Below are 23,248 nucleotides of genomic sequence, written 5' to 3' on the forward strand. Positions count from 1 at the left end.
AGGCCAGCGGGGACACTTCAACAGAAGTGTAGGGAAATCCCGACAGGAACGAGAGGATTAGGTGTAGTCCTCTGTAGGACTTTGCCGGCGAAGGATTACAACGCTGAAACAGTGGCGGATTCGAAGCGATTCCCGCCCCTTGTAGCAGCTGGCGCAGCCTGCGTTCGGCTGCGCAGCAGTCGTCCAGGTTTATGCGACTCGCCTGACCAAACCGTGGTGTCTGTTTTGCGACTGCTGCGCAGCCGAACGCAGGCTGCGCCAGCTCTACAGGGGCAGAAATCAGGCGTGAGCCGGAACCGGCAACGGTGCCGCCAGCAAGCGCTCGTCCAACAAGCCCAAGCCCTCCTGGAACAACTGATTGCTGCGCTCGGTGTCACCCAGCTGCGCCAACAGCCGCGCCAGTTCCGCGCAGGCTTCCGGATTGCGTTGCATGCGCAGGCTGCTTTCCAGATAGTCCCGGGCCTTGCCCCACAGGCTGCTTTGCAGACACAAGCGCCCCAGGGTCAGCAACAGGCTCGGGTCGGCCGGATGGTCCTTGAGCCAGCTCTCGGCGGTGTGCAGTTGACGTGCCGGATCACTGCCGCGAACGAGTCCGTAGAGGCGCGCCAGATGACTGTCGTAGTTGCGCTTGAGTGCCGTTCGCAGGATCTCTTCGGCCTCGACCTGAGCACCCAGTTGCCGAAGTTGCTCGGCATAAGCGAGCACCAGTTGCGGCTCCTGACGCTGAGCTGAGGTCAACTGCTGCCAGGCGCGATTGAGCGCTTGCAAGCCGACCGTCCCGTCTTCTTCCTGATGCGCCGCCAGGGACAGGTTCTCACCCCAGGCCCGGCGTTCCAGTTCGGCCAGCTCGGCCGGTGGCAGGACCTTGTCCTTGCGTAGCTCCGGCAGCAGGCGAATCACGGCAGACCAGTCGCCCCTCTGTTGGTGCAAGCGCTGCAACTGGCGCAAGGTCTGGACGTTATGAGGATGACGCTCGTGCATGGCTTGCAGGGTCACCAGGGCGCCTTCGGTATCGCCGCGGTCGGTCTGCAATTGTGCGTGGCTGAGGGCAATCGCCAGCTCTGCCTGGGGTTGTCGCTCAAGAGCGCGTTCCAGCAGGTTGTCGCTTTCCTCGTATTGACCTTGTTCGTTCGCGGCCCGGGCAGCACCGAGGTAGTAAAGCAAAGGCTGGCGCTCGGCTTCCGCTGCCCGGTGCAGATGACGCTGCGCACTGGCCCAGCGACCTTCGGCCAGATCCAGCTGACCGTGTTCAATCGCCACCTGCACCCGGCGACTGCGATTGCGCCGCGACCAGGGATTGACCACGCCGCTGGAGGTCGTCACCAATTCGACCAACGCCTTGATGCCCCAGAACACCAGCCAGAGCACGGCGACCAACGCCAGGGTTGCCCACAGGCTCGATTCGTAACGGAAGCTTTTGTAGGCGATCAGCACGTAACCGGAATGCTCGGCAATCGCCAGCCCGAGCGCGGCGGCAGCGGCGATCACCAGGAACACGATCACATAGAGGCGTTTCATGGTGTTGCCTCCTGAGCGGTGTCCGCGGCAGGTTTGGCCATCGGTTTGATCGAGTCTTCGGCGTTGACATTACGCCGTTCCAGATACCCCTGAACCGCACTCAGCGTGCCGGTCAGGTCTGGCGTGACGACGGTGACCGGCTGCTTGCTCAACTCGCCAACCTGCTCAAGCATCACTTTGCTCTGAGGGTTGTCCGGGTTGAAGTTGCCCTTGAGTACGTCCCGCGCTTCGGTAAGCGCCTGGGTATAAACCGCGGCCTGGCCATTGAGCGCGGCCCATTGCGCCTGCTCCAGCGCCAGGCTCAGGGCCAGGCGCACCTGGCTCAGGCTCTGCCCGGCCAGCAACGGACGCACATTTTTGTCGGCGTTAAAGTCGATGCGGATGTAGCGCGAGATCTGATCCCACCATTGCGCCCAGCGACTGGCGCCGTCGCCATCGGCGGTGAGCCCCAACAGGGATTCGCCACGGTCCTTGTACTCAGGTGCCAGCTCTGTGAGGCTGATCACCTGATCGCGAAGCGCCCCCAGCCGCAGAAACAGGCCGGTGCGATCCGGTTGTTCGGTGCCACGCAATGCCACCAGCGTTTTGGCCACTTGCTCGCGAGCGGCAAAAGAACCCGGGTCGTTCTGTTCGCGCAGAATTTCATCGGCGCCCTGTACCAAAGCCTGGGCACTGCTGATGTCCTGCAACGCGGAAAGACGCAGGCTGGCCAGACGCAGCAGGTGCTCGGCCTCGGCCAGACGCCAATCCTTGCGGCTGGCGCCGAGAACCGTTTCCAGACGCTGATTCAAGCGTTGCTGATCGCCTTGAAGTTGAGTAACCAAACGACTGCGCGCATCAAGCACGTCAGCGGCAGGCATTTGTTCCAGGCGAGCAGTCAGGCGTTGTTCATTGAGCTTCAGGTCCTGCGCCTGGTCGTTCAATGCCTGGACCTGACTCAACTGCAGTTGAGTATTGGCTTGCAGGTAACGCACCTGCCAGACTCCCCAACCGCCCACGGCGACACCGGCAGCGCCCAGCAGCAGCGCGACGATTGCCAGCCCATTGCCTCGGCGCTGCACTGCAGCAGGTGGCCCGGCTTCAACCGGTGCTTCAACCGGTGCATCGAGCACTGGCTGGACGTCATCTTTAGGCAAGGCTGTTTCGCTCACGTATCCATCCTTTGCATTAGAGAACGGGTCCGGGATGCTCCCGTAACGCCGTCAGCAAAGCCGCGGCACTGGCGCCACGACAATCCACAACTGTTTGGGCCCCGGCGGCACGTGCCAGCTCGGCGACCCTGGGGCTTGGAACAAACAACGGCAACTGCGCCAATTGCGGCCAGGCATCGCCGGCCAATAGATGCAGGTGCTCAAAACCCTGTCCACTGCTGACCACCAGCCCGTTCAAGCGTTCCGCTTCGATCAGGTCGGGCAACGCTGCCGGCGGGTAGTGCGGCAGGTCGCGGCGGTACAACTCCAGATACTCGACACTAGCACCAAGCTCGCGCAAACGCTCAGCCAGCAACTCGCGCCCGCCCTCCCCGCGCATGATCAGCACACGCGGACCGGGCCGCGCGATTGCCTCGCGCAACTGAGGAAGTTCAAGCAAGGCTTCGCTGTCATCGCCATCCACCGGAAAGCTGATGTCCAACCCGCGATCCTCGAGGATCTGCGCGGTGGCTGTGCCCACGCTGAACCACTTCAAACGAGGGGGTTGCGGCCGATACCGGTCGAGCAGATCCACAGCGATTCTGGCGGCCGGCTTGCTGACCACGATCACCGCGCAATAGCGTTCCAGCCCCTGAATCACCTCGCGCATTGTGTCAGAGGCAGGAATCGGCTCTATCTCCAAAAGCGGCAAACTGCTGCTGAAAAACCCCTTTTCGGCCAAAAGACTGCTCAGCCCCGCCGACTCATCCGCGGGACGCGTCAGCAGCAGGCGCCAGCCCGTCACTCGTGACCTGCCTCGCCGTAGACCGCTTTCAGAATGTCGTTGGCGCCTTGACTCAGCAGGTCTTCAGCCACTTGCACGCCCAGGGCTTCGGCGTCGCTGCGTGGCGCACGAGCCTCGGCGCTGAGCAGCAGACCGCCGTTCGGATCACCGACAAGACCACGCAACCAGATCTGCTCGCCTTCAAGCACGGCATAGCAGGCGATTGGCACTTGGCAGCCGCCATTCAAATGTTTGTTGAGAGCACGTTCGGCGGTCACGCGGGTGGCGGTGTCCTGATGGTGCAGCGGTGCCAACAGCGCGTGAATTTCGCTGTCGACGCTGCGGCATTCTATACCCACTGCGCCTTGGCCACCGGCCGGCAGACTGTCGTCGACGCTGATAGCCGAGGTGATGCGATCTTCAAAGCCGAGTCGAATCAGGCCGGCGGCGGCGAGGATAATGGCGTCGTATTCGCCGGCATCGAGCTTGGCCAGGCGCGTGTTGACGTTGCCGCGCAGGAAGCGAATTTCCAGGTCCGGGCGACGAGTCAGCAACTGGGCCTGACGGCGCAGACTGGAGGTGCCGACGATGCTGCCTTGCGGCAATTCATCCAGGCTGGCGTAGGTGTTGGAGACGAACGCATCGCGCGGGTCTTCGCGCTCGCAGATGCAGAACAGACCGAGGCCTTCAGGGAAGTCCATCGGCACGTCTTTCATCGAGTGCACAGCGATGTCGGCTTCGTTTTCCAGCAGCGCCGTTTCCAGTTCTTTGACGAACAGGCCCTTGCCGCCGATTTTCGACAGTGGCGAGTCGAGCAATTTGTCACCGCGACTGACCATGGGCACCAACGTCACGAGCAGACCCGGATGGGCCTCTTCCAGACGGGCTTTGACGTATTCGGCCTGCCACAGGGCGAGTGCACTTTTACGGGTGGCGATGCGGATTTCGCGAGAGGACATGGATCAATCCGTACTGAATAGATACGGCGGATAATAACAGCTCAGCCAAATCCACTTTGACTTGTATCAGAAACCGCGTGGCCTCCCTGGCCTCAGACATCCAGCAATCGGGATGAAACCCGCCCGTAAATGGCGGATTAAAGCTGTTGCATCATCTTGCGCACGCCGGCCACATGCCGTCGGCTGACGATCAAGGCGTCGCCGTTCAAGCCTTTGAGGAACAGTTGAAAATGCCCCAGAGGCGTGCGCTGCAGGCGTTCGATGCGTTCGCGGGCGACCAGCGCGTTGCGGTGGATGCGCACGAAGCGGTCGCCAAATTCATCTTCAAGGGCCTTGAGCGGCTCATCCAGCAGCACTTCGCCGCCTTCGTGGCGCAAGGTCACGTATTTGTGATCCGCAATGAAGTAGACCACCTGACCCAACGGGATCAGTTCGATGCCTTTACGGGTACGGGCGCTGATGTGGCTACGGGGGCCGCTGCCACTTTCGGCGGCGGGACGGGTCAGGGCCGCGAGCTGGACGCGATTGGGCCGCTCGGCTTTCTTTAACGCTTCATGCAAATGTTCAGTACGCACAGGTTTCACCAGATAGCCTACGGCGCTGGCCTGTAAGGCTTCCACGGCAAATTCATCGGGCCCTGCGCAAAACACCACGGCGGGCGGGGTTTCGCGTTCGCACAATCGCGCCGCCACTTGCAGGCCATCGAGGCCCGGCATGCCGATATCGAGCAGCACGATATCCGGTTTGTGGCTGTCGATCAGTGCCAACGCCTCTTCGCCGTTTGTGGCGCTAGGCTCCAGGACGCTGTATCCCTCAAGTTCGCCAACCATTCGGCTCAGGCGCTCGCGGGCCAGGGGTTCGTCATCAACGATCAGGACATTCATATTGCGCTGGATTCCTGCGTGAGTCTCGCACAAGGATAGCGTAGACAGGTGAAGTGACGTCCGTCACCGCGATCCACGCTAAGACTAGCGCGCGGGCCAAAAAGTGCCGCCCGACCGACGGTTAAATTTTTATCAGTCGTGCGTTTGGCGGCCCAGGCCCGCGTTGGCGAGGCATCGCCGTAGGGTTTGTTGATACACAATATGAACACCCCCTCTTCTTATAGTCCGCTGCAGCGTCTGGAAGTGCGCTGATCCTACTGTCCAACTGTAGACGGTTGCCGGCACGATATTGCTCAATTGAAAAATATCGTTGCGCAAATCCCCTCGGCGTTGACTCGAGTATGGACCGCCGCCTGAGAAAAAAACCTATCGACCAGTGCCAGCGACAGGATTGGCAACCCTGTTATTATCCGCGACAGCTTTCTACGCCATCTTTCTTCAGCCGACACGAGCGAATTCATGAGCACTGACAAGACCAATCAGTCCTGGGGCGGCCGCTTCAGTGAACCCGTCGACGCCTTCGTCGCCCGCTTCACCGCCTCCGTCACTTTCGACCAGCGCCTGTATCGCCACGACATCATGGGCTCGATCGCCCACGCCACGATGCTGGCCAAGGTCGGCGTGCTGACCGATGCCGAGCGCGACAGCATCACCGATGGCCTGAAGACCATCCAGGGTGAAATCGAGGCCGGCCAGTTCGACTGGCGCATCGACCTCGAAGACGTGCACATGAACATCGAGGCGCGCCTGACCGACCGCATCGGCGTGACCGGTAAGAAGCTGCACACCGGCCGCAGCCGTAACGACCAGGTCGCCACCGATATCCGCCTGTGGCTGCGTGACGAGATCGACCTGATCCTGAGCGAAATCACCCGCCTGCAAAAAGGCTTGCTGGAGCAGGCCGAGCGCGAAGCCGGCAGCATCATGCCGGGCTTCACTCACCTGCAAACCGCGCAGCCGGTGACCTTCGGGCACCACATGCTGGCCTGGTTCGAGATGCTCAGCCGCGACTATGAGCGCCTGGTCGACTGCCGCAAGCGTACCAATCGAATGCCTCTGGGCAGCGCCGCACTGGCCGGTACCACCTACCCGATCGACCGCGAATTCACCGCCCAACTGTTGGGCTTCGACGCCGTGGGCGGCAACTCGCTGGACAACGTGTCCGATCGTGACTTCGCCATCGAGTTCTGCTCGGCTGCGAGCATCGCGATGATGCACTTGTCGCGCTTCTCCGAAGAGCTGGTGCTATGGACCAGCGCGCAGTTCCAGTTCATCGATCTGCCGGACCGTTTCTGCACCGGCAGCTCGATCATGCCGCAAAAGAAAAACCCGGACGTGCCGGAGCTGGTGCGTGGCAAGACCGGCCGCGTATTCGGCGCGCTGATGGGCCTGCTGACCCTGATGAAAGGCCAGCCACTGGCCTACAACAAGGACAACCAGGAAGATAAAGAGCCCCTGTTCGACGCCGCCGACACGTTGCGCGACTCGTTGCGGGCCTTTGCCGACATGATCCCGGCGATCAAACCCAAGCACGCGATGATGCGTGAAGCGGCCCTGCGCGGTTTCTCCACCGCCACCGACCTGGCCGACTACCTGGTTCGCCGCGGCCTGCCGTTCCGTGACTGCCACGAAATCGTTGGCCATGCCGTGAAGTACGGCGTGGAAAGCGGTAAAGACCTGGCGGAAATGAGCCTGGAAGAGCTGCGCAAGTTCAGCGACCAAATCGATCAGGACGTGTTTGCCGTGCTGACGCTGGAAGGCTCGGTGAATGCCCGTGACCATGTCGGCGGGACTGCGCCGGCACAGGTCAAGAAGGCCGTGGCTCGCGGCCAGGCATTACTCGCCAGCCGTTAATCCGCCAAAAGCTTCGCGAGCAGGCTCGCTCCCACATTTGGAATGCGTTCCCCTGTGGGAGCGAGCCTGCTCGCGAATGCGGTCTTGAAGACGCTACAAAAACCTACTTCTTGGACGCGACCATCGCCAAAAACGCTGGCATTGCCGCTTCCTTGTCCTTTGCGATTCGCTGCACATTCGGATTTTGTCCCAGACGCTCCAGCAGCGCCTTGGCCGCCGGCATCTCAGCCAGCAAATCCAGATCAAACAGCTTCTGCGCTACCGCACAAGCCAGCGGCACGCTGTAGAGGAAATACAAATCCGCAATGCTCAGGCTGTCACCTGCCACGTAAGGGGCGAACTTGCCGTGTCTGCCCAGTGAGGCAAACCCCAGCAGCAACTCGGCTTTGGTCTTGTCCTTGATCGCATCCGGCACGGTCATGCCGAAAAATGCTTCGGCGTAGCAGGCGCGTCCCGGCAATTCGATGTACAGCTCGATTTCCTTGGCCAGTGCCAGGGCCTGCGACCGCTCAAAGGGGTCGCTCGACAACAACGGCGTGCCCTTCTGGCTTTGTTCGAGGTACTCGAGAATCACGCTGGTTTCGTTGACGAAACCCTGTTCGACACCCAGCACCGGAATCTTCCCACGCGGGCTGATGGCTAATGCCTCAGGGCTCGGCCCTGGGTAAAACAGTACTTCTTCAAACGGCAGTCCCTTCTCCAGCAGCGCCAGCTTCACCATGTTGTAGTAGTTGCTGACGGAAAATCCATAAAGCTTGAGCATCACATAGCCTCCAGGCCGTGCGGGGTTGGCAGGAGCCTTTTATAGAACGCCGCGGCGTTTCTTGCCAGCAGCATCACAGCGCTGAATGCAGGTAAACTGGCCGCCTTAACTTGAGGAGCCTGCCATGAGCGAGCCAACAGACATCGACATCGACGAAGAAGAGTTCGCCGAAAACACCCTGATCGAAGCGATTGAAAACCAGATCGAAAGCGACAACCCGCCAGCCGCCAAGGCCACCTTCAACAAGCTGACATTGGTGGGTTACGAACGTGAAGAAATCCTCAATCTGATGGCCCACGTTCTGGCGGTGGAAATCGACGCGATCCTCGAAGAAGACCGCGCGTTCAACACTGAATGGTATGAAACTGCGTTGCGTGCGCTGCCAGAGTTGCCACCCGAAAAGAAATAACTCCGACCTGAAGGGCGCTGGCTTCTGTGGCGAGGGGATTTATCCCCGTTGGGTCGCGAAGCGGCCCTGAAACCTGTGATCGCGATGTTTCAAATAAACCGCGATCACAGGGTTTACGGCTGCTGCGCAGCCGAACGGGGATAAATCCCCTCGCCACAAAAATCCCCTCACCACAGGCAATCTCCATAACCACAAAAGCCCGCTCCCACACAGATTGTCACCAATCAATCCCGCCTTCCCCCAGACCCTGACTACACTGGTACGCACCCCGCTGCCGGGGAATGCATCCCGAGGCGAAAAAACCCTGTCGCGAGCACTGGACATGCCGCACGAGTGGGATCACCTTAGGGGCGCTATCGTCCAATTCCTAGAAAGTCTGGAGTCCTTATGTCGCTTACCCCTGAGTTGGTTGCCGAACTGGAAATCCTCGCACTCTTCAACCTGGACAGTTCCCAGGAAGGTTTGAAAATTCATCAGACCGCTGCCCCGAAAGCCATTGCCGCCGCCCAAAGACTGTTCGACAAAGAACTGATCACCCAGCCAGATGGTGGTTATCTGACCAGTCTGGGTCGTGACGCCGCGCAAAATGTGCAAACCGTTCTGACCATTCTCAACGTTCGGGAAACTGCCTGAGCATTACCGCAGCGCCCACGGAAACCCCTGCTACGGGATTTCCGTGGGCACATTTCGTACCTGCCCTGTTACCTGCCGTCGCCCTGCGATAAAAATCTGACGCCAGAAAAACAAAATCAGCTTAAAAGTCCTGGAGCCTAGGCGCTAAACTGCCCCTCATCCGCAGACACCCACGTCTGAGCCCCGCGAGCCGGTTTGAGCTGACATGACCCGCACCCATGAAATCCGCCCCGATCTGGACGAGGGAATCGACCGCAAGGTTCTCAACCAACTGCGCGCACGGTTTCTGAAGCTCAACGAAGGCCGCATGGCCCGCGCCATGGAAGGGTTATCGACCCGCCAGCAAGCGGTGCTGACCCTGTTGCCGCTGTTTTTCCATGTCAATCATCCGCTGTTGCCGGGATACGTTTCGGGCAGCACGCCGGCCGGGCTGTCGAATTACGAACCCGACGCCAACGCCCTCGCCGAAGCCCAACGCCTGACCCGCTCGTTTTCCTATAAGCCCCGCCACGGCAGCAATCCGCCGCGACCGATTCACGGCCTGTTCCTGATGGGCAGCCTAGGCACCCTCGCCCAGGCCGACCAGAGCGACATGGACGTGTGGGTCTGTCACGGGCCGGACTTGAGCGAAAGCGAGCTCACTGAACTGCGCAAAAAATGCCAGCTCCTCGAACTCTGGGCTACCAGCCAGGGCGCCGAGGCGCATTTTTTCCTGATCGACCCGACCCGCTTCGTACGCGGCGAACGTGATACGCAATTGAGTTCGGAAGACTGCGGCACCACCCAGCACTACCTGCTGCTAGACGAGTTTTATCGCACCGCGATCTGGCTGGCCGGACGCACGCCCATCTGGTGGCTGGTGCCGGTCTACGAAGAAGCGAGCTACGACCGTTACACCCACACGCTGATGTCCAAGCGCTTCATCCGTGCCGACGAAACCCTGGACCTGGGGCATCTGGCCTATATCCCGCCTGGCGAATTCATCGGTGCCGGGCTCTGGCAGTTGTTCAAAGGCATCGAGTCGCCGTACAAATCGGTACTCAAACTGCTGCTGACTGAGGTTTATGCCAGCGAACATCCCAGGGTCCATTGCCTGAGCCTGCGCTTCAAGCAAGCGGTGTTTGCCAATCGACTCGACCTTGATGAGCTGGACCCGTACGTCGTGGTCTACCGACGCATCGAGGAATACCTGACCGCCCGTGGCGAGCCGGAACGGCTGGAGCTGGTACGCCGGGCGTTGTACCTGAAGGTCAATCGCAAACTCACCGGCAGCAACAGTCGCACTCAGAGCTGGCAGCGTTCGTTGCTCGAACGCCTGGCCCACGAATGGCAATGGGATCATCGTCAACTGGCCCTGCTCGATAGCCGCAGCCAGTGGAAAGTCCGTCAGGTCACCTCTGAACGCAGAGCCTTGGTCAACGAGCTCAATTACAGCTACCGCTTCCTGACCCAGTTCGCCCGCAACGAACAGACCGTCAGCCTGATCAACAAGCGCGACCTCAACGTGCTGGGCCGACGGCTGTACGCGGCCTTCGAGCGCAAGGCCGAAAAGGTCGAGTTCATCAACCCTGGCATCGCCCCGGATCTGGCCGAAGACACCCTAACGCTGGTGCACGCGCCGAACAAAAAAGAATCGGGTCAAACTCAGTGGGGTTTGTACAACGGCAGCCTGACGGCTCTCGAATGGGAGCATTTCGCGCCGATCAAGCGCGGCCGCCAATTGCTGGAGCTGCTGACCTGGTGTCACCGCAATGGCGTGATCGACAGCAGCACTCGCCTGGCCTTGCATCCCGGCAGCAGCGACCTGAGCGAGTTCGAACTGTTCAACCTGCTCGGCAGCCTGCAACAGAGCATCGTCCTGCCGCTGACGACCGTCGCCGAAGAACCGTTACTGCGCGCCAGTGTGCCGAGTGAAGTGCTGATCCTGGTGAACGTCGGCGTCGATCCACTCAAGCACCACCGCGACCTGAACATCCTGATGACCACCGAGCGCACCGATTCCCTGAGCTATGCCGGCGTCCGGGAAAACCTGGTGCTGACCCTGGATCAGGTCACGCTCAATAGCTGGAACGAAGTGCTGGTCAGCCGCTTCGACGGCCCCCACGCGCTGCTCGACTGCGTGAGCGATTACCTCAATAACCTGCCCAGCGGGCTACAACAACCCACGTTGCGGGTTCGTTGTTTCTGCCACAACCGTGCACAGTTCATCGCCCGACGAGTCGAAGAGATCCTCGACACCGCGCAGAACCTGCTGCTGAGCAAACTCAATCATCGCTACCTGATTCAGGTCCAGCAGCACTACCACGTGCTGGAGCTGGTGCCCGGCCAGGTCAATCATGTCGCCCTCGCCACGCTGCCGGCGCTGGTCGATTACCTGGGCGAAGAGCTGGCAAGCTACAGCCCGCTGCACCTGGACCCGATGGCACTGGAAGACCACGACCTGGCGCTGGTCCTGCCGATGGGTCAGCCCGATTGCATTCAGGTGTTCTACCGGATCAACGAATACCACGCCGACCTGTACGTACTGGATGAATTCAATGCCCTGTGGCAACAGCGCTTGCCCTATCACGACGAGCAAAGCCTGCTGGTGCCGTTGCAACGTTTCCTGCAATCGATCCAGTACCGGCGCGACGCCTTGCTGCCGATGGACGTCGCCCAGCCGCTGAGCCTGGACACCTTGTATTACCAACTGCTGCCCTCCGGCCCAGTACGGGCGCGTCGGGTCGAAGCTCGGCCAGCGCCGCAATTCCCGGTCAATAAACCGTTCTACGACGTGCAGGCGATTGTCGGCAAAGCCGCACCGGGACAGGTGCAGGTCACGTTGTATTGCAATCAGCGGGAGTTTTCAGAGTTGGAACATGGCGACCAACTGTTCAGCGTGGTCGCCCGGGAAATCGTCGAGCAGCGCCGTGAGACCGAACGCTATCGCTGTTACATCACCGACCTGGATCTGTCGGGCCTGCTCGGTGATGGTCAGAGTTCAAGCATTTTGTATTTGCGCTACAAGGCTGACCTGGAACGCGCATTGAACGAGGCGCTCGAGCAGGTCTGAGGGGTTTATTCCGGAAAGTGGCCGCCCTCGGCCGGCTGCGATTCGACTTCCAGCAGGGTCAGTTTCAGTGTCTTGCCGCCCGGAGCCGGCCAGTCGATGTGCTGACCAACCTTCAGGCCGAGCAGTGCGCTGCCCACCGGCGCCAGAATGGAAATCTTGCCTTCGTCGGCGTTGGCATCCTTCGGATAAACCAGCGTCAGGTGATAGTCCTTGCCACTGCCTTCTTCGCGACAATGCACACGGGAATTCATGGTTACGACATCGGCGGGCACTTCATCGTGACCGACCAGGGTATCGGCGCGATCCAGTTCGGTTTGCAGTGCGATAACGCCCGGCAGCGTGTCATCCAGGCTGTCGATCAGGCGCTCCAGACGTTGAACGTCCAGACGGGTAAGGGTGATGGAAGGTGCGGTCATGATAGAGGCAGACTCCTTTCTTCTGCACAGAAAAAGCAAAACCCCGCCAGAAAAAGACGGGGTTTTCACGAGCCTCGATGGGTTGAGGCGTTTCTCGACACTATCACAGCTCAATAAATATACAAGTCAGGCCGACCACGCACCTGTAGCAGCTGGCGAAGCCTGCGTTCGGCTGCGCAGCAGTCGTAAAACCTGAGTGCTCGGTATTCCTGATACACCTTATCGCCTGATCTAACGACTGCTGCGCAGCCGAACGCAGGCTTCGCCAGCTGCTACAGGTACAGGTCGCGCAAGCTTCAGGTGGCGGTCTTGCGCTGGACTGCCTGGGCGCAGATGACACGACGCCGATCGTCATCGGCCGAGCGCCATTCGCGGATGTCTTCGACATGGCGAAAACACCCAAGGCAAACCTTCTGCTCATCCAGCCGACACACGCCGCTGCACGGCGAAGCCACCGCCGGGCTGACATTGCTGTAGAGCGGTTTGGGCGGACGAACAGGTGCAGGCGGGGTCACGATCTCACAGACCTTCGAAATCGAGTTCAACGTCAGCCTGCTGCTTGACGATGCGCTCGAGCATCTCGCCGAGTTGTTCGTCGCTCTTGTCACACATCCAGCGCTTGCTCTCTTCGTCGTAATCGAAGTGGAAACCACCGGACACGGCTGCCAGCCACAGCTGACGCAAGGGCTCCTGACGGCTGAAGATCAACTGGCTGCCGTTTTCGAACTTGACGGTGAGCACACCGGCCGAGCTCTCCAGATCGATATCCAGGTCACACTCGTCAAAAATATCCTCCAGCGTCTGCTGGGTGGCATCGACCAGATCGTGGAAACGGGCTTCAGTCAAACTCATTGCGGGAACCTCAAAAAGTGTCTACTCACGCTCAAGCGCCGCAAGATACGGGCGAGCCCCGGTGATTGCAAAGGATAACGACCAAGCGTCGATATCGATATGGTAAGCGCTGTACCTGTGGGAGCGAGCCTGTTGTGAGGGGATTTAGCGAAACGTCGCACCGCCCCGTTGGGTCGCGAAGCGGCCCTAAACCTGGGACTACGGCGTATCAGAAAAACCGCATTCACCGGTTTTGCGACTGCTTCGCAGCCGAACGGGGATAAATCCCCTCACCACAGGCCCGCCCCCACAGGGAATGCACCTGGCTGGCCGGCATCAGGCGAAGGCCCGCCAGACGGGAGCCCCGTCGCATAGGCAAGCTGCCGGGTGGCCGGTATACTCCGGCGCAATTAACGCATTTTCAAGGATTTCGCCATGAAGCGCCTGATCTCTTCCCTCGCTGCGCTCGTCGCTTTTGCCTGCTTGGTTTCGGCCTGTGGTCAAAAAGGCCCGCTGTACCTGCCCGATGACAGCCAGGACCCTGCCGAGCAGGCCAAGTCGTCGCAGAAGTCTCCGTCGAAAGCACACAAGCACGACGTCTACCAATAAGGGAACGCCATGGACGCTTTTAACTACCGTGACGGCGAGCTGTTCGCGGAAGGTGTTGCCCTGTCCGCCATCGCCGAACGCTTTGGCACACCGACCTACGTCTACTCCCGTGCGCACATCGAAGCCCAGTACCTGGCTTACGCCGATGCGCTGGCCGGCATGCCGCACCTGGTCTGCTTTGCGGTCAAGGCCAACTCCAACCTGGGCGTACTGAATGTCCTGGCGCGTTTGGGCGCCGGTTTCGACATCGTCTCCCGTGGCGAGCTGGAACGCGTACTGGCCGCTGGCGGCAGCGCCGACAAGATCGTCTTCTCCGGCGTCGGCAAGACCCGTGACGACATGCGTCGAGCCCTGGAAGTCGGCGTGCACTGCTTCAACGTCGAATCCACCGATGAGCTGGAACGCCTGCAAGTGGTCGCCGCCGAGCTGGGCGTTCGCGCGCCGATCTCGTTGCGCGTTAACCCGGATGTCGATGCCGGCACCCACCCGTACATTTCCACCGGTCTTAAAGAGAACAAGTTCGGCATCGCCATCGCCGACGCCGAAGACGTGTACATCCGTGCCGCCCAACTGCCAAACTTGGAAGTGGTCGGTGTCGATTGCCACATCGGTTCGCAACTGACCACCCTGCCACCCTTCATCGACGCCCTCGACCGCCTGCTGGGCCTGGTCGACCGCCTCGGCGATTGCGGCATTTACCTTCGCCACATCGACCTCGGTGGTGGTTTGGGCGTGCGTTATCGCGATGAAGAGCCGCCGTTGGCTGCCGACTACATCAAAGCCGTGCGCGAACGTCTCGACGGTCGAGACCTGGCGCTGGTGTTCGAGCCGGGCCGTTTCATCGTCGCCAACGCCGGCGTGCTGCTGACCCAGGTCGAGTACCTCAAGCACACCGAACACAAAGACTTCGCCATCGTCGACGCAGCCATGAACGACCTGATCCGCCCGGCGCTGTACCAAGCCTGGATGGACGTCACCGCCGTGCGCCCACGCACTACCGCTGCCCGCGCTTACGACATCGTCGGGCCAATCTGCGAGACCGGCGACTTCCTGGCCAAGGACCGTGAGTTGGCCCTGGAAGAAGGCGACCTGCTGGCCGTGCATTCGGCCGGTGCCTACGGGTTTGTCATGAGTTCCAACTACAACACCCGCGGCCGTGCCGCTGAAGTGTTGGTGGACGGTGATCAGGCATTTGAAGTGCGTCGCCGTGAGACGGTAGCCGAGTTGTTTGCTGGCGAAAGCCTGCTGCCGGAGTAAAACCATGCTGCTGCGTTTTACCAAGATGCACGGCCTGGGCAATGACTTCATGGTCCTCGACCTGGTCAGCCAGCATGCGCACATCCTGCCCAAACATGCCAAGCAATGGGGCGATCGGCATACGGGTATCGGTTTCGACCAGTTGCTGATCGTCGAAGCGCCCAGCAACCCGGACGTGGACTTCCGCTACCGGATCTTCAACGCCGACGGCTCCGAAGTGGAACAGTGCGGCAACGGTGCGCGCTGTTTCGCACGCTTCGTGCTCGACAAGCGCCTGACCGCGAAGCGGCAGATCCGCGTCGAGACCAAAAGCGGCATTATCGAACTGGATATCCGCAGCGACGGGCAGATCGGTGTCAACATGGGCGCACCGCGCCTGGTGCCGGCCGAGATTCCATTTGAAGCGCCGGAGCAGGCCACGAGCTATCAGGTTGACGTCGACGGCACCCTGGTCGACCTGGCCGCCGTGTCCATGGGCAACCCCCATGCCGTGCTGCGGGTCAGCGACATCAACAATGCACCGGTGCATGAACTGGGGCCGAAAATCGAAAACCATCCGCGCTTCCCGGCACGGGTCAATGTCGGTTTTCTCCAGGTCATCGACCGCAACCGCGCGCAGCTGCGCGTCTGGGAACGCGGGACCGGGGAAACCCAGGCGTGCGGAACCGGCGCTTGCGCTGCCGCAGTGGCCGCGATCAGCCAGGGGTGGATGGATTCGCCGCTATTGATCGACCTGCCCGGCGGGCGTCTGTCCATTGAATGGGCAGGCCCAGGCCAACCGGTCATGATGACCGGCCCGGCAGTGCGCGTTTATGAAGGACAAGTGCGTCTTTGAGAGAGTCGAATCCATGAAAGATAAGCCCCAGGTTCCCGCCCTACAGCCCGACGAATCCCCTTCCGAAAGCCTTGAGGCGGCGGCGATTGCCGCGTACCTGGAGGCTCATCCGGATTTCTTCGTCGAGCATGAAGAACTGCTCGCAACCTTGCGCATTCCGCACCAGCGCGGCGACACCATTTCGCTGGTCGAACGCCAGATGAGCATCCTGCGCGACCGCAATATCGAGTTGCGTCATCGCCTCTCGCACTTGATGGACGTGGCCCGCGACAACGACCGCCTTTTCGACAAGACCCGCCGCCTGATTCTCGCGCTGATGGACGCCACCAGCCTGGAAGACGTGGTGATCAGTGTCGAAGACAGTCTGCGCCAGGACTTCCAGGTGCCCTTCGTCAGCCTGATCCTGCTGGGTGACAACCCGATGCCGGTGGGCCGCTGGGTGACCCATGCCGACGCGCAAACGGCCATCGGCGGCTTGCTCTCGGAAGACAAAAGCGTCAGCGGCAGCCTGCGTGAACACGAACTGGACTTCCTGTTTGGCGAAGAACAGCGCAAACAGATCGGCTCCACCGCCGTTGTCGCCATCAGCTACCAAGGCATCTACGGCGTCCTGGCTATCGCCAGCCGCGACCCGCAGCACTACAAGAGCTCGGTGGGCACGCTGTTCTTGAGCTACATCGCCGAAGTCATGGGCCGCGTGCTGCCACGGGTCAACACCTCCCTGCGCTCGGTACGCTGATCGTGGAACGGCAACTGGACGCTTACTGCGAACACCTGCGCAGTGAGCGGCAGGTGTCGCCTCACACGCTGTACGCCTACCGTCGCGACCTCGACAAAGTGCTGGGCTGGTGTGTCAAACAGAACATCAGCAGTTGGGCGGCCCTGGACATCCAGCGCCTGCGTAGCCTGATCGCTCGCCTGCACTCACAGGGCCAATCTTCGCGTAGCCTGGCGCGGCTGCTGTCGGCGGTGCGCGGGCTCTATCACTATCTGAACCGCGAAGGCCTCTGCGACCACGACCCGGCCAACGGCCTGGCGCCGCCGAAGGGCGAACGTCGGCTGCCAAAAACCCTCGACACCGACCGCGCACTGCAACTGCTTGAGGGCGCGGTGGAGGATGATTTTCTGGCGCGTCGGGATCAGGCGATTCTGGAGCTGTTCTATTCCTCAGGTTTGCGGTTGTCGGAACTGACCGGGCTCAATCTGGATCAGCTGGACCTGGCCGACGGCATGGTTCAAGTGCTCGGCAAGGGCAGCAAGACCCGACTGCTGCCGGTCGGCAAAAAAGCCCGCGAAGCGCTGGAGCTGTGGCTGCCGCTACGGGCCATGACCAACCCTGCGGATGACGCGGTGTTTGTCAGCCAGCAAGGCCGGCGTCTTGGCCCTCGGGCGATTCAGGTGCGGGTTAAAGCCGCTGGCGAGCGCGAACTGGGGCAGAACCTGCATCCGCACATGCTGCGACACTCCTTCGCCAGCCATTTGCTGGAATCCTCCCAGGACCTGCGAGCGGTGCAGGAACTGCTCGGCCACTCGGACATCAAGACCACCCAGATCTACACCCACCTGGACTTCCAGCACCTGGCAACGGTTTACGACAGCGCCCATCCAAGGGCCAAACGCATCAAAGGCGATGAGTCATGAGAATTCAATTGATCACCTTCGACCTCGACGACACCCTGTGGGATACCGCCCCGGTGATCGTCAGCGCCGAAGCCGTACTGCGTGAATGGCTGACCGAGCATGCACCGAATCTGGGCGCCGTGCCGGTGGAGCATTTGTGGGCGATTCGCGAACGGATCCTGAGCAGTGAGCCGGGCCTCAAACACCGCATCAGCGCCCTGCGTCGCCGAGTCTTGTTCCACGCACTGGAAGAGGCCGGTTACGACCATGGTCAGGCCTCAGACCTGGCCGATCAGAGTTTTGAAGTATTTCTACATGCGCGGCATCAGCTGGACATCTTCCCGGAGGTGCAACCGACCCTGGAGACTCTGGCCAATCACTACGCCCTCGGCGTGGTCACCAATGGCAACGCCGATGTGCGTCGGCTAGGGCTGGCGGATTACTTCAAGTTTGCCTTGTGCGCCGAAGACATCGGCATCGGCAAGCCGGATGCGCGACTGTTTCATGAGGCGTTGCAGCGTGGTGGTGCGACGGCCGAGACGGCCGTGCATATCGGCGATCATCCGGGTGACGACATTGCCGGCGCCCAGCAGGCGGGATTGCGGGCGATCTGGTTTAACCCGGCGGGCAAGGCGTGGGAAGCCGAGAAGGCACCGGATGCCGAGATTCGCAGCCTGAGCGAGTTGCCCGCGTTGTTGGCCCTCTGGAACGCCCAACACTAACCCTGAAATCACACACCGAACCTGTGGGAGCGAGCCTGCTCGCGAAAGCGGTAGGCCAGCCGACATCAACTTTGAATGTGACGGCCTCTTCGCGAGCAGGCTCGCTCCCACAGGGATCACCACAGCGTTCTGGACTTTGTTTCACCCATGAAAAAGCCCGCAGCGACGGCGGGCTTTTTCAGCAAGCAAGTAGCAGGCTCAGATAGGCCGGCTGCCGTACTTGTTGTCAGGCTTCTTGGGCGGATCGGCGACCACATTGGCCTCCACTTCCTGCACCTTGCCGCCCTTGGCCAGGAACTCTTCCATGGCCCGCGCCAGAGCGTCACGCTCCTTGTTTTTTGCTTCGACGCTCGGCAGCTCATCGACCGATACCGCTGCCTTGGCTTTGCCTTTGGCGGTCGGAACGGGCGCTTCACCGCCATCGTCTTCAGCGACGTCGTCCGTCGCTGCTTCCAGACCTTCTTCGGTTTCGTCGTCGTCGCCTACTTCGAGGTCGTCGTTTTCCAGATCATCGTCGCTCATGTTCTACCTCATGACTTGCGAAAAGCAGATTAGTTATAGCCCAGCTTCGCCGTCTGTCGAAGGCCGCCGGAAAAAATTCTACAACCGCTGGTAACCAGCGGTTTATGCCTCTTCACCGTGCACGGTGGCGAGGACTTTACGGGCACCGCCAAAATCACGGTGCTCGCCCAGATAAACGCCTTGCCAGGTCCCCAACGCCAGTCGGCCTGCCGAAATCGGCAAACTGAGCTGACAGCCAAGCACGCTGGCCTTGAAGTGCGCCGGGAGGTCGTCCAGGCCTTCGTCGTTATGCTCATAGCCGTCTGTTCCTTGTGGGATCAGACGATTGAAAAATCGTTCGAAGTCGCGACGTACCGCCGGATCGGCGTTCTCGTTGATGGTCAACGACGCCGAGGTATGCTGCAGCCACAAATGCAACAGACCGACCCGACATGCCCTGAGTTCAGGCAGGCCGGCGAGTAACTCGTCCGTTACCAGATGAAAGCCCCGGGGCCTCGCCCGCAGGGTAATCAGAGTCTGTTGCCACATACAGTTCTCCGCACGTTCGGGGCGCATTCTAGCGCGCTCTGGGAAAAAACAAAGGCCCTAATATTCCTTCTATCATGTAAGCCATTGGCCGCAGAAAAACGCCCGTCGTAAACGCCACTAAACGTGTACGAAAAAACCTTTCAGCAGTTCCTTCACTGACAAACTCCAGACAAAAAAATGCCCGGCAAGCCGGGCAATTTTTTTTGTGCGCGTACTTACAAGTTGTAGCCGCGTTCGTTGTGGAGTGCCAGATCGATGCCGACCGCCTCTTCTTCCTCAGTGATACGCAGACCCATGACGGCGTCCAGGACCTTAAGGATGATGAAGGTGACGATCGCGGTGTAGATCACCGTGAAGCCCACGCCTTTGCACTGAATCCAGACTTGTGCGGCGATGTCGGTGACGGTGCCGAAGCCACCCAACGACGGTGCAGCGAAGACACCGGTCAGGATCGCGCCGAGGATACCGCCGATACCGTGCACGCCGAAGGCATCCAGGGAGTCGTCATAGCCGAGTTTGCGTTTCAGGGTGGTGGCGCAGAAGAAGCACACCACTCCGGCTGCCAGGCCAATGACCAGAGCGCCCATCGGGCCTACAGTGCCAGCGGCTGGCGTGATTGCAACCAGACCGGCCACAACACCCGAAGCGATACCCAGAGCACTTGGTTTGCCGTGAGTGATCCACTCGGCGAACATCCAGCCCAGTGCAGCGGCGGCAGTTGCGATCTGGGTCACCAGCATCGCCATGCCTGCAGTGCCGTTGGCCGCAGCAGCGGAACCGGCGTTGAAGCCGAACCAGCCAACCCACAGCATGGCAGCGCCCATCAGGGTGTAACCGAGGTTGTGCGGCGCCATCGGGGTGGTCGGGAAGCCTTTGCGTTTGCCCAGTACCAGGCAGGCAATCAGACCGGCCACACCGGCGTTGATGTGCACCACGGTGCCACCGGCGAAGTCCAGCACACCCCAGTCCCACAACAGGCCGCCGTTACCGGACCAGACCATGTGCGCGATGGGTGCATAAACCAGGGTGAACCAGACGCCCATGAAGATCAGCATGGCGGAGAACTTCATCCGCTCGGCGAAGGCACCGACGATCAGCGCGGGGGTAATGATGGCGAACGTCATCTGGAAGGTGACGAACACCGCTTCAGGGAACAGCGCCGCAGGGCCGGTCAGGCTCGCTGGCGTGACACCGGCGAGGAATGCCTTGCCCATGCTACCGAAGAACGAGTTGAAGTTGATGACGCCCTGTTCCATGCCGGTGGTGTCGAACGCGATGCTGTAGCCATAAATGACCCACAGGATGCTGATCAGACCGGTAATGGCGAAGCACTGCATCATCACGGAAAGAATGTTTTTGGAGCGGACCATGCCGCCGTAGAACAGCGCGAGGCCGGGAATGGTCATGAACAGCACGAGGGCTGTCGATGTCATCATCCAGGCAGTGTCGCCGGAATTGAGGACTGGGGCCGCCACTTCGTCTGCCGCCATGGCCAGGCTGGGCAGTTCGAGGGACAACAGGGCTCCTAGCCCTGCGAATTTACGCAGAGTCATATTGTTTTCTCCTGGGGCGTTGGGTTTGTGGCGGCTTAGATTGCGTCGGTATCGGTTTCGCCGGTACGGATGCGAATCGCCTGTTCCAGATTGACCACGAAGATCTTGCCGTCACCGATCTTGCCGGTGTTGGCAGCCTTGGTTATCGCCTCGATAACCCGGTCAAGATCCTTGTCGTCAATGGCGACATCGATCTTCACCTTTGGCAGGAAATCGACCACGTATTCCGCGCCACGATACAGCTCGGTGTGACCCTTCTGCCGACCGAAGCCTTTGACTTCAGTAACGGTAATGCCCTGCACGCCGATCTCGGACAGCGACTCGCGTACGTCGTCCAGTTTGAACGGCTTGATGATGGCAGTGACTAGCTTCATGAAAACTCTCTCCCGAATTGGTGGACTTGCCCCAGGAAAACAAACCCGACTCAAGTCTAAGCGCAGTGCCTGGCTTTGTAACGCATCGTCGGCCTTACCTGCCCGTCCGACGCCTGCTAACCACTCCGCACGAAACACTTCCCCCGTTCCGCTTGGCGCACTGCATTCGTCACAGCGACTGCATCAGTGCATGGGTCACTACTGACTAAGCAGAAAGCTTGCCATCTCGCCAAAACCCACTGATTTCAAGCCTTTGGTCGCTGCTGCAAGCTGCTTCGCGCAAATGGCCCGACGGATACGCACAACAACAGTGCGCGGCCGCCCGTCCGCATGCGCGAAAAGCGTGCACCCCTGACTGCGAGATTGACTATAGACACTGCGTGATACACTGCCCGCCATTGTTGACAGGATATTTCCCATGCTCGCGCCCAAAGACTTCCTCGATGCCCTGAGCGGCACCGCCTCCCGCCTCTTCAGCGGCGACACTCCACTGCCGAAAAGCGAAATCGAAAGCCAGTTCAAGGCCTTGTTACAGAGCGGCTTCAGCAAGCTGGACCTGGTGAGCCGTGAAGAGTTTGATAGCCAGATGGTTGTACTGGCACGAACGCGGGCACGGTTGGAGAGTCTTGAGGCGAAGGTGGCGGAGCTGGAAGCGAAGCTGAATCCGCCTGCCGAGTAACCCGCACACCCCACTTTGAACCCAATCCCTGTGGGAGCGAGCCTGCTCGCGAATAAGGTCGGAACGACCTTCAGATTCATCTGTAGGAACTGCCGCAGGCTGAGATCAATTGATCTTCAGCCCCGCAAAAATCCCGGCACCTTCCTACAACAAAACCACCGCCGTCCGATTGCGCCGTAATGCCTCCGGTTTCTATGCTCATGCCCAGCTGAATAATCAGCTCTGGGTTTGGCGACCCGGAAGACCCCGACGCACCGCGACCACATTCGACCGAGGAATTTATTCCCATCTCGAATTATGGCGGCTATGCGTGGGAGACCTTCGGGTCTGCCGGTTCTCGGGCGTCACCGGTTCGCCAACCCGCGCATGGCTGCCACCCTTTTCGTTTGGCGACGATCAGAGGCAGTTTTCTTCATTTGATCCCGAGAACTGCTCGATGGACGAAAACTACCTGATTCCTCACGTTTTCACCCGCCACAGACTCCACCTCCACGCCCTCCTCCTCGAAAACCAAGCCTGGTTCTGCGCCCGAGACCTAGGTCGTCTGCTTCGCCTTTTCCTCGACGAACGCGCCGTCCGAAAACTCGATCCCGATCAACATCAATCCGCGCGAGTCGTCATCCACGGCACCATCGAAAACACCCTGCTAATCAGCGAGTCCGGCGTCTACGCCCTGCTGGTCTACCACTACTGCCCCGAATACCGAGGCTTGCGCGAGTGGCTGACCCACGACGTTGTGCCAGCCCTAAGAGACGCCGATCAACCGAAGTCAACCGAACGCCCGATCCTGAGCCTGCTGAACTGGCCAGAGATGTCGTTGAGTTTGCTGCACTGGAATAACCAGCCGTGGATTCGGTTGCAGGATGTTCCACACATGCTTTCGGATGGTGAACAGCCACAACGTACAGTCAATGCGCCTTGGTGGAAGCGAGCTTCGCGGATGCTGCAATCGCTTTAGGTGGCCAAAGCACGACCACGTTCGATTTCGGCTTTACGCAGATCATAAGTCGACTGCAGGTTCAGCCAGAACTCGGGCGTGGTGTTCAGGTAGCCAGATAGCTTCCCCGCTAGATCAGCACTGACACAACGCTGCTGCATCACGATTTCGTTAACCACTTTTAACGGTTCGTTCAACGAGCGGGCGAAAGCTGATTCTGAAATGCCCAACAGCTCTAGAAAATCCTCCTTGAGGATTTCGCCGGGATGAACCGCCCGCATTCCACTACTGTTCATTTTCCTCTCCGAATTCAGCGATCAATTGATGATCATAAGCAGGCCTGCCAGACAGACAAGAGCGCCCAAACACTTTCACCGAC

General features: G+C 60.3%; 26 protein-coding genes and 1 pseudogene. 12 read left to right on the forward strand and 15 right to left on the reverse strand.

Annotated elements, in window-relative coordinates; genetic code table 11:
• Positions 1-279: 279 nt before the first annotated feature.
• From ACYZTW_RS32165 to ACYZTW_RS32190, 6 genes and pseudogenes are all read right to left on the reverse strand, one after another.
• Complete coding sequence (locus tag ACYZTW_RS32165; RefSeq protein ID WP_462003215.1) at positions 280-1,518, reverse strand: heme biosynthesis HemY N-terminal domain-containing protein; 1,239 nt, start codon at positions 1,516-1,518, stop codon at positions 280-282.
• On the reverse strand, positions 1,515-2,669 hold the full coding sequence (locus ACYZTW_RS32170; protein WP_462003216.1) for a uroporphyrinogen-III C-methyltransferase: 1,155 nt from the start codon (positions 2,667-2,669) through the stop codon (positions 1,515-1,517). Before ACYZTW_RS32170 ends, ACYZTW_RS32165 begins: the two co-directional genes overlap by 4 nt.
• A 16-nt stretch (positions 2,670-2,685) precedes the next feature.
• A complete protein-coding gene (locus tag ACYZTW_RS32175) occupies positions 2,686-3,453 on the reverse strand; it encodes a uroporphyrinogen-III synthase (protein ID WP_462003217.1) in 768 nt (255 codons plus the stop codon).
• On the reverse strand, positions 3,450-4,391 hold the full coding sequence (hemC, locus tag ACYZTW_RS32180; RefSeq protein ID WP_008150280.1) for a hydroxymethylbilane synthase: 942 nt from the start codon (positions 4,389-4,391) through the stop codon (positions 3,450-3,452). The genes ACYZTW_RS32175 and hemC overlap by 4 nt, the downstream gene beginning before the upstream one ends.
• A gap of 137 nt (positions 4,392-4,528) precedes the next feature.
• Complete coding sequence (locus ACYZTW_RS32185; protein ID WP_462003218.1) at positions 4,529-5,275, reverse strand: LytR/AlgR family response regulator transcription factor; 747 nt, start codon at positions 5,273-5,275, stop codon at positions 4,529-4,531.
• Positions 5,272-5,591 (reverse strand): annotated as a pseudogene (locus ACYZTW_RS32190) (sensor histidine kinase); the annotation flags it as partial. The pseudogene ACYZTW_RS32190 and the gene ACYZTW_RS32185, both read right to left, overlap by 4 nt.
• A gap of 143 nt (positions 5,592-5,734) precedes the next feature.
• On the opposite strand from ACYZTW_RS32190, the gene argH reads away from it, so the two are divergent.
• Positions 5,735-7,129: an argininosuccinate lyase gene (gene argH, locus ACYZTW_RS32195; RefSeq protein ID WP_462003219.1), complete on the forward strand. Its 1,395-nt coding sequence runs from the start codon at positions 5,735-5,737 to the stop codon at positions 7,127-7,129.
• A gap of 103 nt (positions 7,130-7,232) precedes the next feature.
• Here argH and ACYZTW_RS32200 read toward each other — a convergent pair whose 3' ends face one another.
• A complete protein-coding gene (locus ACYZTW_RS32200; protein WP_462003220.1) occupies positions 7,233-7,892 on the reverse strand; it encodes a glutathione S-transferase family protein in 660 nt (219 codons plus the stop codon).
• A gap of 124 nt (positions 7,893-8,016) precedes the next feature.
• Between ACYZTW_RS32200 and ACYZTW_RS32205 the strand changes: the two genes are divergently transcribed.
• From ACYZTW_RS32205 to ACYZTW_RS32215, 3 genes are all read left to right on the forward strand, one after another.
• The gene (locus ACYZTW_RS32205) at positions 8,017-8,301 is read left to right on the forward strand and encodes a hypothetical protein (protein ID WP_462003221.1); all 285 of its coding nucleotides are present in this window, start codon (positions 8,017-8,019) and stop codon (positions 8,299-8,301) included.
• Between the two features lie 387 nt (positions 8,302-8,688).
• Positions 8,689-8,934 carry a TIGR02647 family protein gene (locus ACYZTW_RS32210; RefSeq protein WP_008150272.1) on the forward strand — a complete coding sequence of 82 codons (246 nt, stop codon included), beginning with the start codon at positions 8,689-8,691 and terminating at the stop codon, positions 8,932-8,934.
• A 205-nt stretch (positions 8,935-9,139) separates the two neighbouring features.
• Positions 9,140-11,986 (forward strand): class I adenylate cyclase, encoded by a 2,847-nt coding sequence (locus ACYZTW_RS32215; protein ID WP_462003222.1) that lies wholly within the window; start codon positions 9,140-9,142, stop codon positions 11,984-11,986.
• Between the two features lie 5 nt (positions 11,987-11,991).
• On the opposite strand, the gene rnk is transcribed toward ACYZTW_RS32215, so the two are convergent.
• The 3 genes from rnk to cyaY all read right to left on the reverse strand — a co-directional run bounded on the left by rnk (position 11,992) and on the right by cyaY (position 13,254).
• Positions 11,992-12,402 (reverse strand): nucleoside diphosphate kinase regulator, encoded by a 411-nt coding sequence (rnk, locus tag ACYZTW_RS32220; protein WP_046045088.1) that lies wholly within the window; start codon positions 12,400-12,402, stop codon positions 11,992-11,994.
• Positions 12,403-12,698: 296 nt separating this feature from the next.
• Positions 12,699-12,917, reverse strand: coding sequence for a DUF1289 domain-containing protein (locus ACYZTW_RS32225; protein WP_462003223.1), 219 nt, complete (start codon positions 12,915-12,917; stop codon positions 12,699-12,701).
• A 4-nt stretch (positions 12,918-12,921) separates the two neighbouring features.
• Positions 12,922-13,254 carry an iron donor protein CyaY gene (gene cyaY / locus ACYZTW_RS32230; RefSeq protein WP_223429530.1) on the reverse strand — a complete coding sequence of 111 codons (333 nt, stop codon included), beginning with the start codon at positions 13,252-13,254 and terminating at the stop codon, positions 12,922-12,924.
• 414 nt (positions 13,255-13,668) lie between these two features.
• On the opposite strand from cyaY, the gene lptM reads away from it, so the two are divergent.
• The 6 genes from lptM to ACYZTW_RS32260 are packed head-to-tail and all read left to right on the forward strand — an operon-like array spanning position 13,669 to position 18,276.
• Positions 13,669-13,842 carry an LPS translocon maturation chaperone LptM gene (gene lptM, locus ACYZTW_RS32235; protein ID WP_462003224.1) on the forward strand — a complete coding sequence of 58 codons (174 nt, stop codon included), beginning with the start codon at positions 13,669-13,671 and terminating at the stop codon, positions 13,840-13,842.
• Between the two features lie 9 nt (positions 13,843-13,851).
• Complete coding sequence (lysA, locus tag ACYZTW_RS32240; RefSeq protein WP_046045084.1) at positions 13,852-15,099, forward strand: diaminopimelate decarboxylase; 1,248 nt, start codon at positions 13,852-13,854, stop codon at positions 15,097-15,099.
• Between the two features lie 4 nt (positions 15,100-15,103).
• On the forward strand, positions 15,104-15,934 hold the full coding sequence (gene dapF / locus ACYZTW_RS32245) for a diaminopimelate epimerase (RefSeq protein ID WP_046053813.1): 831 nt from the start codon (positions 15,104-15,106) through the stop codon (positions 15,932-15,934).
• Between the two features lie 13 nt (positions 15,935-15,947).
• On the forward strand, positions 15,948-16,673 hold the full coding sequence (locus ACYZTW_RS32250; protein ID WP_462003225.1) for a DUF484 family protein: 726 nt from the start codon (positions 15,948-15,950) through the stop codon (positions 16,671-16,673).
• Positions 16,674-16,675: 2 nt separating this feature from the next.
• Positions 16,676-17,575, forward strand: a complete 900-nt coding sequence (gene xerC / locus ACYZTW_RS32255) for a tyrosine recombinase XerC (RefSeq protein WP_008150257.1) — start codon at positions 16,676-16,678, stop codon at positions 17,573-17,575.
• Positions 17,572-18,276 (forward strand): HAD family hydrolase, encoded by a 705-nt coding sequence (locus tag ACYZTW_RS32260; protein ID WP_462003226.1) that lies wholly within the window; start codon positions 17,572-17,574, stop codon positions 18,274-18,276. The genes xerC and ACYZTW_RS32260 overlap by 4 nt, the downstream gene beginning before the upstream one ends.
• A 198-nt stretch (positions 18,277-18,474) precedes the next feature.
• On the opposite strand, the gene sutA is transcribed toward ACYZTW_RS32260, so the two are convergent.
• The 4 genes from sutA to glnK all read right to left on the reverse strand — a co-directional run bounded on the left by sutA (position 18,475) and on the right by glnK (position 21,253).
• Positions 18,475-18,798 carry a transcriptional regulator SutA gene (gene sutA, locus ACYZTW_RS32265; RefSeq protein WP_033060690.1) on the reverse strand — a complete coding sequence of 108 codons (324 nt, stop codon included), beginning with the start codon at positions 18,796-18,798 and terminating at the stop codon, positions 18,475-18,477.
• Between the two features lie 102 nt (positions 18,799-18,900).
• The gene (locus ACYZTW_RS32270; protein WP_462003227.1) at positions 18,901-19,326 is read right to left on the reverse strand and encodes a secondary thiamine-phosphate synthase enzyme YjbQ; all 426 of its coding nucleotides are present in this window, start codon (positions 19,324-19,326) and stop codon (positions 18,901-18,903) included.
• A gap of 215 nt (positions 19,327-19,541) precedes the next feature.
• Positions 19,542-20,879, reverse strand: a complete 1,338-nt coding sequence (locus ACYZTW_RS32275) for an ammonium transporter (protein WP_462003228.1) — start codon at positions 20,877-20,879, stop codon at positions 19,542-19,544.
• A gap of 35 nt (positions 20,880-20,914) precedes the next feature.
• A complete protein-coding gene (gene glnK / locus ACYZTW_RS32280) occupies positions 20,915-21,253 on the reverse strand; it encodes a P-II family nitrogen regulator (RefSeq protein ID WP_002555808.1) in 339 nt (112 codons plus the stop codon).
• A 418-nt stretch (positions 21,254-21,671) separates the two neighbouring features.
• Between glnK and ACYZTW_RS32285 the strand changes: the two genes are divergently transcribed.
• The gene (locus tag ACYZTW_RS32285) at positions 21,672-21,932 is read left to right on the forward strand and encodes an accessory factor UbiK family protein (protein WP_008076132.1); all 261 of its coding nucleotides are present in this window, start codon (positions 21,672-21,674) and stop codon (positions 21,930-21,932) included.
• A 436-nt stretch (positions 21,933-22,368) separates the two neighbouring features.
• Positions 22,369-22,890, forward strand: a complete 522-nt coding sequence (locus ACYZTW_RS32290; protein WP_462005874.1) for a BRO-N domain-containing protein — start codon at positions 22,369-22,371, stop codon at positions 22,888-22,890.
• Here the strand turns inward: ACYZTW_RS32290 and ACYZTW_RS32295 are convergent.
• Positions 22,887-23,165 (reverse strand): HigA family addiction module antitoxin, encoded by a 279-nt coding sequence (locus ACYZTW_RS32295; RefSeq protein ID WP_462003229.1) that lies wholly within the window; start codon positions 23,163-23,165, stop codon positions 22,887-22,889. The genes ACYZTW_RS32290 and ACYZTW_RS32295 overlap by 4 nt on opposite strands.
• Positions 23,166-23,248 lie beyond the last annotated feature (83 nt).

The organism is Pseudomonas sp. LB3P25 (assembly GCF_054897985.1).